We start from the raw sequence: 7,817 nt of genomic DNA, 5'->3' as shown, positions 1-7,817 counted from the left end.
CCGCGCCATAGCTGGCAGAAAACCGCGGGTTGGCCCCATCAGGCAGTGCCCACCTGCGCATAATCCTGCGCTTCGCATAATTGCGGCCCAGGGCCACGCACCGCATGGCGCGCTCCGCGATGTTGTTGTCGATTTCCAGGCGCCCATCGTCGAGGAAGCGCGTCAGCGCGACCCAGCGCTTGCGGCCATAGGCGATCGCCTTGGCCATCTCGGACTTGGGCGAGAGACGGCGCAGGGCATCGTCGAGTGCCTGGCGCAGCTCGTCGATCAATGGCTGGGTGCGGTCCTGCCGGCTTCGTCGTCGGATCTCGGGTTGCTGGCCTCGAACCTCTGCCTCGATCTCATAGATCTGGCCGATGCGTTCCAGCAGATCAGTGGTGAGCGACGTCGGCTTGGTGGCGTGGATGTCGAATATCTTTCGCCGGAAATGCGCCCAGCAAGCAACCTCGGTGACGCGGTTCGTGTCGTAGAGCTTGTCATAACCGGCATAGCCGTCGGCCTGGAGATAGCCGGTGAAGTTGGCCAGCTGCCGCTGGGGATGCGCGCCGGTGCGATCGGTGGTGAACTCATACCAGACCAGCGACGGGGTCGTGGCACCGGAGCCACGATCATCGACGGCGTAAGCCCAGAGCCTGCCAGTCGCCGTCTTGCCGCGTCCCGGATCAAGCATGGGAACCGGCGTATCGTCGGTATGGATCTTCGAGGCGGTCAAGCCGACCTCGCGAATGCGACTGACGATCGGGTCGAGCAGCACGGATGCCTGTCCCACCCAGCCTGCCAGCGTCGAGCGGTCGATCTCGACCCCCTGCGCAGCCATGATCTCGGCCTGGCGGTAAAGCGGCAGATGATGATCGAACTTGGAGACGACGACGTGGGCCAGCGTGCCGAAGGTCGCCTTGCCGCGCGCTATCGCCTTTACCGGTGCGGGCGCCTGCACGATCTTCTCGCAGGCGCGGCAGCTATACTTGGGGCGGATGGTCCGAACGACGCGCCACTGCACCGGCACGGCATCGAGCATCTCGTCGCTATCCTGCCCCAGCGGCCGCAGCGCACCGCCGCACTCGGGACAGGTGCAGGTGCCCTGCTCGGGTTCTATCCGCTGCTCTTCGCGTGGCAGATGGGCGGGCAGCGCCCGAACAGGCGACGGCCGATCAGCCTCTGCCAGATCGGCTCGACGCGCGGCAGCGACGATGGCCTCGCCTTCGAGTTCTTCGAGCGCCAGCTCAAGCTGAGCGATCTGGGTATCGAGCTTCTCGGACGACTTGCCGAACTGCATCCGCTTGAGGCGCGCAATCTGCACGCGCAGCGTATCGATCAGGATGTCGCGGGCGGAAATATCGGCGTGGGCAGCTGCCAATGCAGCTTCAAGCTCGGCGATCCGAGCGTCTTTATCAGGGGTGGAAAGGCCTGCGTCCGACACCACGATCACATAGCAGATCGATGGTCGAAACGCTAATAAAAGCACCAGAAAATGGGCGTTTTACCCCGCCAATGAAGGAGTGAAAGTGCATTCAGGTCGCCGCCAGTCGATGCCTTCCAAGAGCATCGAAAGCTGCGCCGCCGTCATCACCACCGACCCCGCCTTGGTCGACGGCCACACGAAGCGCCCCCGGTCCATCCGCTTGGAAAACAGACACATGCCCTGGCCGTCGTACCAAAGCAGCTTCACCAGATCGCCGCGCTTGCCCCGGAAAGCGAACAGCGCACCGGAATGGGGGCTCTGCTCCAGAACCTGCTGCGTCATCACCGCCAGGCCGTCGAAACCCTTACGCATGTCGGTCGCACCGCAGGCCAGGAAGATCCGCGTCGATGGCGGCAGCGGGATCATCGCGTCAGGATACCGATCACCCGTGACAGGGCATCGGCATCGACCGTGGCATCCACGCTCACCCTGATACCAGACGGCAGTTCGATGCTAATCACGCCGCCGCTGCTCGCTGCAACTGTCGGGGCAGGCAAGGCTGGCTGCTCGCTGATCTGCACCTCCGCAAATGCCGGCTCGGCCAACTTGCGAACCCCGGCAAGCTCACCGGACATCGCCTGGCGCCGCCAAGTGTAGATCGAGCCGCTGCCGACATCATGGCGTTCACAGGCCGCGCGCACGCAGCCCTCCGGCCCGAATGCATCCCGCAGCACGGCCAGCTTCTGCTCTACCGTCCACCGCCGCCGGCCTGACACACGGCTAACGATCTCTATCCGACTACTCATACGACCGCTCGTATGAGCAGTCGCTGCGCCGCTCGCTGAATCCTCAATCTCGTCCGACACCGGCCACCCCGCTCAAAGAGCGGCAATCATCCCCGCGAATGGGCGCCGTGCAAGGCGGCCGTCAGACCTCGCTTACATTCCTTTGGACAATAAGGATGCCAATCATGAGTCTACCACAGGATGAGTTGGAGCAGCACTGATGGTGACGACTGCCCGCGCCTCCATAGCGTGGATGCTCGTTCCCTGAGACAACGCATCGGAAGATTGTATTGCAAGCCAGTTATGAGCGGGGAGCCGCCTTATGATAGTCGATCTTCTTTCGGTAGGGCCCCCAGACAATTTGGTCGCTTGAAAAGAAAATGGCCCCGTCGGAGCAAGCTCAACGACGAGGCCGAGGTTCAGGACCGCCCGAGGGGAACAGGTGGCAGATCCAATATTAGGTCGCGATCATGAATGCGCAATGACCCGGCCAGCGACTGCGTCAGTAGGTGGCCTGCGGTTTATCTGACTTGCGCACCAAGCGGTAGGCTCCAGCAGCGATCGCCGCCAGCAGCCCTAGCTTTGCGGCGGTCTTCAACGCACCAGATGCCACATAGCCAATGATCGCGCCCTTCACGCCGCTGTCACCGTCCCGCCGGTCGATCGCTGCCCCAACTGCTGTTCCGATCAGATTTCTCATGCGTCATCTCTCCATTTTGCCTGCGATGAGCGCATGAACCATGCCAAAGTTCCTCCGCCCTGCCAGACCGCGCCGCTCTCCATAAGTGCGCCACGCTCGTCAGAATTGCCGCCACGCCCATCAGGAACGCGCCATCGATATTCATCATTGCCGACTCCTTTCCTGTGAGGCATGTTCCACATTTGTTCTCATGTAGGAAAGGTGATTCTGCGATGGCAGAGCAGACCCCTAATCAGGCGCCACTGCGCAGCGCCGCCAAGGCAATCTACGATACGGTATACCCTTCGTCGGAATGGACGCCGGTGCCATTCGATGAGGCTGAGCGCCTTCAGACCGTCCACTATCGAAACGCCGTCGCCGCTGCCCGCTATTTTCAGCCGGTCGAGCAAGGCGCGCTGTTGTGGTCCATGGCCCGCTATCGCGATGGGCTGAAGGTAGCGACGTGCATCTTCGAAGCCGCAGCTTAGCGCTGTTCGGTGAGGGTGGCTTGCCGCTGCGGCAGGGAGGAATTCTTTGACGCTCACGGGCTCTGGTGGAAGTTTGAGAGGAAAGGCTGGAGCGATGACTTTCGGGACGCCCGACGGCGCTTTCACTGCAAGACCTGTCTACAACGGCACGGCCGGAAGGTGCGCCCAGCCGTCATTGAAACAAGCAGGGAGTCGCCGCGCTATTGCTTTCCACTGCCGGATGAGCGGGAATGGAAGCGCGCGCTAAACCGCTTCAGAGGATAGGATCATGAGCTACAAAGCTGTCCCAGAAGAACTGTTCGACATCCCCGACAATCTTTCACCCGGGGAATATCGCCATGTCTGTGCGCAGGTGGCCCTTCAGGCGGTAACCTATGCCATGGGTTCGCGCGAAGTGAAGGAAGGCCATGCCTCCATCGCGATGCCGATGCTGGCTGAAGCGCTCGCTATGGGTATCGCCATGCTGATTACGGCTGACGACACCAAGCGAACCCCGCGCGATATTCGCCTGGCGGGTGAACATTTCGGCAAACTGATCGGCGGAGTTGCCACGATCCTGCACGATGGCGAGGACCGGACAGGCAACCAGCTGCTTGATATGTAGGGGGTGATGCCGACCAAGCTCAACCAAGAGCGACCATGTGCAATCTTCACAAGGCCCGCAGCAGTGCCGAAGAGCTCGCCCGGCTATTCGGCGCGCTTCCCGATCCGGCCGACCAGATCGCGGTCAAAAAGGATTATGTCGCCCCGGGCAAGCCCGGCCACGTCGTGCGGGAGCAGGAAGGCCAGCGCATTTTGTCGGCGATGAGTTGGGGCTTTCCATTCCAGGGACGGCCCGTCACCAACGTGCGTAACTATACCAGCCCGTTCTGGAAGTCCGCGCTGGCGAACCCCTCCCGGCGCTGCTTGGTACCCGTCACCGAATTCCAGGAGTGGTCAGTCGAGCCGATGCCCGGTACGGGCAAAAAGAAGCCCTTCTGGTTCCGTGTCCCCAGCCAGCCGGTTTTCGCCTTCGCTGGGATATGGCGGCCCACGGAAGGCGTGCCGGTCTATTCCTTCCTGACCTGTGGCTATGAAGGCGATGCTGCCACCCATGTTGTCGGCGCCGTCCATCCCAAGGCATGTCCAGTCATCCTTCACCCGGAAGATTATGACCGCTGGCTGCGCGCTGATCTTGACGATGCGCTGTCGCTCGCCTGCGCCTACCCCAGTCAGCTGATGGCCGTCGGTGACGTTTGATTTACGTAACGAAGCTAAGGCCCTAATCCCATCCAATGTCTAATGTCATCAAATTCCGCCGCCGCAACAAGGCACCCCGTTCGCCTGTACTGCTGGCAAGACTCGCCATCATCAGCATCGCCGGGGGACTCGCCTCGCTCTCAATCTCCGATGGAGCAAAGGCCAGGGACGATGTTTCCCGCAGCTTTACCCTCTGCCATACCGGCGGCGGCACCAATTGCGTGGTTGATGGCGATACGATCTGGCTTGATGGGCAGAAGATCAGAGTTGCCGATATTGATGCGCCAGAAACGCACCCGCCACGCTGCCCGGCCGAAGCTGCGTTAGGCGAACGTGCGACGCATCGGCTTCATCAGTTGGTCAATGCTGGGCCGTTCACGGTAGCCACGCTTGATCGCGATACCGACGGATATGGCAGAAAACTGCGTGGGTTGACGCGGGATGGTCAGTCGCTCGGTGATGTTCTGGTCAGCGAGGGGCTGGCCCGAACATGGAGCGGCAGGCGGGAACCTTGGTGCTGATCGCGTGGGAACTGGCGATCGGAAGCAGCCTTGGGTGAACTAGGCGGCAAGCTCACCGCTGCGGGTGGCAGGGCTTTCCTTCGTATTGATGGCGGTTCAGCACATATTCGCGGCCGTTCCACCGCTCGACCGAAAAGCAGAAGCCGGGACCGCCAACCTCAATGTCTGGCCATCCGCCCACGCCCTTCGTGGCGAGGAAATTGGGAATCCCTTGGCTCGCGGTAATCAGCTTCCACGCTCCACCCGCCTCCTTGCTGACGATCGTGTAGCCAGTGCCGGTCATGCCGAAGCAGTAGGTGCCGCCCCCAGTAATGACAGCCTCGGGGCGGCCATCGCCGTTCAGGTCACGCACCGTCTCGATGGTTCCCGGGCTGTAGCTTGACGTGCCCGGATCGCCGCAAGCGCGCCATTGTCCTCCCTGCAGCTTGAAGCCACCCGCGCGAAAGGCGGCGGCGCTATCCGCTGGGGAAAGTTTCGATTGGGCCAACGCTGGTGTCGCGACAAGCGCGATTGATATGGCAAACATGACAGAAGCTTGCATCACGCTCTCCAAGGATCAGGCGAGGCAATCATATCATAAATGAAGACCCAGAGATCTGGCGCATGCGGGCCCGTCAGGTACCCAAAAGGCAATTTGCAGGTTTGCACTGCCCGCATGAGCCCCGTTTCCAGTTTTACTCATACAATAGCCTTTCTGGCGCTTACATCCCGAATACCTTCATCCCTGCATCGATCATCCCTTCCAGCCCTCGGCGAACTTTGCCGCGGCGCGCTGTGAAAGGTGCTTCCTCGACGATCAAAACGCCCTTCCCCGCAAGAACGCGGTCCTTCAGCAGCTGCTGGCGTCCGAAAAAGTAAGGCCAGAAAGTTTCCGTGCGTGAGACCGAATAGGCAAGATCGGCGGAGAAGCCGACAAGTTGATCCTGTCCAAACACGCGGCCCTGCTCGGCACGCTCGACGCGCACGCCTCGTCCACCCTTAAGCACGAGGCGCGCCGGCCCATGAAACACAAGATAGCGCAGTTGCAGTGTCAGCCAGGCATTGAGCGATCTTAAGCGCCAGTGGCGGGTAATGCGCAACGGGCGGGAAATTGGCTGCGTAACGGCGGCTAGTGCGCGCGGCTGGAGCACGCAGCAGGCACCATCCGGCAGCGTCAGGATCGTAACTTCTGCTAGCCCGTCCCGCGTGGCCGAGATGGTGGTTATCTCACAGTCTCCGCGTATGCGGGTCAGAAAGGTCAGACCCGTAGCGACGCTGGTTACCGGCTTTTTCCAGTTGAGGACCCACTTGGTATCCTTCGCGCCAGCGTAGCTGCTGGTTTGAAGGTAATCTTGCCGAACGAGCAGTTCCTCGCCCTGCGCCAGCCGCACCGCTACCGAAGTACTGGACAGGGCGGCAGGGGCAATCGCGATCCCTCGGTCCTCCGGAACGCGAATGCGAATAGATGGGCGGCGCATCGCAATGGGCGCCAATACAAACCAGCAAAACAGGCGAACCAAGTAGGGAACAGCGAGAATGAGAAAAAGCGCGGCCAACGCAGCTTTAAGGATCGCGCCGACCTCGTATTCGGTCCAGACCCATTTTCCCCAGGCGGTGACAGTTTGACCGGCAAGCTGCTCCTGATCAGAAATTTCATCCATGATTGATTTGGCAGTGCCGGGCAGTTCATTGTCGATCCAGGCTTTAGCCCGCGGAGCCGCCTGCGTTGCTCCCGCGCGCATTTGATCCCAAATCTTTTTCGCCGCCAGGGCCTTGGCGACCGCTTGATGGGCATTTCGCTCCGCCGTGCACTCCCTATTCTTCTTATCCACCAGTTCAGCGCGTCGATCCTGAAGCGGCAGTCGGTCCAAGGTTTTCGCGAACCAGGACCTGTCGAATGCTGCAAGTGCATTAGTGGCGCGCTGACAGGCGGCCTTGGCATCGTTCCAGGCGCGTTGATACTTCTGCACCATCCTATCGGAAGCGATCCGTTTTTTACGGATCATGTCATCGGTCCTGCGTGCGCCATCAGCCGCTGCTTTGATGGCAGCGTCATAATCCTTAGCGGCGCCGAGCGCCTGCTCAAGGCCAGCCAATTTCCGCTCAAGGAACGCCACGTTCAGAAGCCGCTCTTGCTCCTTTCGGATCGCCTGAATGTCTAAGCTGACCTTGTCGAGCATTCTGTCCAGACCGGCAGGCGCTTCCATCTGCAAACGCTGCAATTCAGCTCGGGTGGCGGTGACCTGGTCTTCCAACTGGGCAACGCTCGCGATCTGCGCTACTCGCCCCGCCTCCGTCAGCTCGGCGCTCAGCGCCAGCCTCAGACGTTCGGCTCCCTTGCTTACCTCTTTGAGCGAGTGAGCCTGATTTAGGTTGAGTGACTGTGATTCACTCCAAGCATCTTGGATATCGCCCGACCTCCAGATCACATATGTCAGCATTGCCGCAAGGATGATTATATAAAGGATCGCCTTGCGACCCAGCCATCCGAACATCCTGCCGATTGCGCTCATGCTATCCCCTTGCGCTCATTCCGTAACGCAGAAGCAGCCGATAGTAACCCCCGTTGCGGCTGCGGGTGCACCGCCGAACGCGTCAGGTGGTTGTTCACGCAGGTTCAATACGCTCGACAGCAAGCATATAGCGCGACGATCTGGGTGAGAGGTCAGCGACTATCAGGATGAGAACAGATTGTCGCGGCGGGTTCATGGTGCCGGGTTAGAT

The 7,817-nt window shown here is 60.8% G+C and carries 10 protein-coding genes; 4 read left to right on the top strand and 6 right to left on the bottom strand.

Annotation, left to right across the window (positions count from 1 at the left end):
- From tnpC to K7W03_RS25820, 4 genes are all read right to left on the bottom strand, one after another.
- Nucleotides 1-1,357: IS66 family transposase (tnpC, locus tag K7W03_RS25835; RefSeq protein WP_226870522.1), on the bottom strand; the 1,357-nt coding region annotated here is incomplete at its 3' end.
- 123 nt (nt 1,358-1,480) lie between these two features.
- The gene (gene tnpB / locus K7W03_RS25830) at nt 1,481-1,828 is read right to left on the bottom strand and encodes an IS66 family insertion sequence element accessory protein TnpB (protein ID WP_222887771.1); all 348 of its coding nucleotides are present in this window, start codon (nt 1,826-1,828) and stop codon (nt 1,481-1,483) included.
- On the bottom strand, nt 1,825-2,208 hold the full coding sequence (gene tnpA / locus K7W03_RS25825) for an IS66-like element accessory protein TnpA (RefSeq protein WP_222887770.1): 384 nt from the start codon (nt 2,206-2,208) through the stop codon (nt 1,825-1,827). The genes tnpB and tnpA overlap by 4 nt, the downstream gene beginning before the upstream one ends.
- A gap of 481 nt (nt 2,209-2,689) precedes the next feature.
- A complete protein-coding gene (locus K7W03_RS25820; RefSeq protein WP_222887769.1) occupies nt 2,690-2,887 on the bottom strand; it encodes a hypothetical protein in 198 nt (65 codons plus the stop codon).
- Nucleotides 2,888-3,099: 212 nt separating this feature from the next.
- Here K7W03_RS25820 and K7W03_RS25815 point away from each other — a divergent pair, with 212 nt between their 5' ends.
- The 4 genes from K7W03_RS25815 to K7W03_RS25795 all read left to right on the top strand — a co-directional run bounded on the left by K7W03_RS25815 (nt 3,100) and on the right by K7W03_RS25795 (nt 5,114).
- Nucleotides 3,100-3,354 (top strand): hypothetical protein, encoded by a 255-nt coding sequence (locus K7W03_RS25815; protein ID WP_226870520.1) that lies wholly within the window; start codon nt 3,100-3,102, stop codon nt 3,352-3,354.
- Nucleotides 3,355-3,622: 268 nt separating this feature from the next.
- Nucleotides 3,623-3,958: a hypothetical protein gene (locus tag K7W03_RS25805; RefSeq protein WP_226870517.1), complete on the top strand. Its 336-nt coding sequence runs from the start codon at nt 3,623-3,625 to the stop codon at nt 3,956-3,958.
- 35 nt (nt 3,959-3,993) lie between these two features.
- Complete coding sequence (locus tag K7W03_RS25800) at nt 3,994-4,593, top strand: SOS response-associated peptidase (RefSeq protein WP_020820329.1); 600 nt, start codon at nt 3,994-3,996, stop codon at nt 4,591-4,593.
- A gap of 35 nt (nt 4,594-4,628) precedes the next feature.
- Nucleotides 4,629-5,114: a thermonuclease family protein gene (locus K7W03_RS25795; RefSeq protein WP_084511091.1), complete on the top strand. Its 486-nt coding sequence runs from the start codon at nt 4,629-4,631 to the stop codon at nt 5,112-5,114.
- A 52-nt stretch (nt 5,115-5,166) separates the two neighbouring features.
- Here the strand turns inward: K7W03_RS25795 and K7W03_RS25790 are convergent, their stop codons facing one another.
- Together K7W03_RS25790 and K7W03_RS25785 are read right to left on the bottom strand one after the other, a co-directional pair.
- Nucleotides 5,167-5,655: a hypothetical protein gene (locus tag K7W03_RS25790; protein ID WP_051146819.1), complete on the bottom strand. Its 489-nt coding sequence runs from the start codon at nt 5,653-5,655 to the stop codon at nt 5,167-5,169.
- Between the two features lie 160 nt (nt 5,656-5,815).
- Nucleotides 5,816-7,606: a hypothetical protein gene (locus K7W03_RS25785; RefSeq protein WP_020820331.1), complete on the bottom strand. Its 1,791-nt coding sequence runs from the start codon at nt 7,604-7,606 to the stop codon at nt 5,816-5,818.
- Nucleotides 7,607-7,817 lie beyond the last annotated feature (211 nt).

The sequence above is a fragment of the Sphingobium sp. PNB genome, assembly GCF_019873065.1.
GTDB lineage: Bacteria > Pseudomonadota > Alphaproteobacteria > Sphingomonadales > Sphingomonadaceae > Sphingobium > Sphingobium fuliginis.
Note: the sequence above shows the minus strand (reverse complement) of the source record. Positions and strands in the feature narration are given on the sequence as shown.

What these genes read in the sequence shown, in the direction of transcription:
- K7W03_RS25785 (WP_020820331.1), bottom strand. Translation starts at nt 7,606, where the DNA reads ATGAGCGCAATCGGCAGGATGTTCGGATGGCTGGGTCGCAAGGCGATC.
- K7W03_RS25795 (WP_084511091.1), top strand. Translation starts at nt 4,629, where the DNA reads ATGTCTAATGTCATCAAATTCCGCCGCCGCAACAAGGCACCCCGTTCG.
- tnpA (WP_222887770.1), bottom strand. Translation starts at nt 2,208, where the DNA reads ATGAGTAGTCGGATAGAGATCGTTAGCCGTGTGTCAGGCCGGCGGCGG.
- K7W03_RS25790 (WP_051146819.1), bottom strand. Translation starts at nt 5,655, where the DNA reads ATGCAAGCTTCTGTCATGTTTGCCATATCAATCGCGCTTGTCGCGACA.
- tnpB (WP_222887771.1), bottom strand. Translation starts at nt 1,828, where the DNA reads ATGATCCCGCTGCCGCCATCGACGCGGATCTTCCTGGCCTGCGGTGCG.
- K7W03_RS25820 (WP_222887769.1), bottom strand. Translation starts at nt 2,887, where the DNA reads ATGAGAAATCTGATCGGAACAGCAGTTGGGGCAGCGATCGACCGGCGG.
- K7W03_RS25805 (WP_226870517.1), top strand. Translation starts at nt 3,623, where the DNA reads ATGAGCTACAAAGCTGTCCCAGAAGAACTGTTCGACATCCCCGACAAT.
- K7W03_RS25800 (WP_020820329.1), top strand. Translation starts at nt 3,994, where the DNA reads ATGTGCAATCTTCACAAGGCCCGCAGCAGTGCCGAAGAGCTCGCCCGG.
- K7W03_RS25815 (WP_226870520.1), top strand. Translation starts at nt 3,100, where the DNA reads ATGGCAGAGCAGACCCCTAATCAGGCGCCACTGCGCAGCGCCGCCAAG.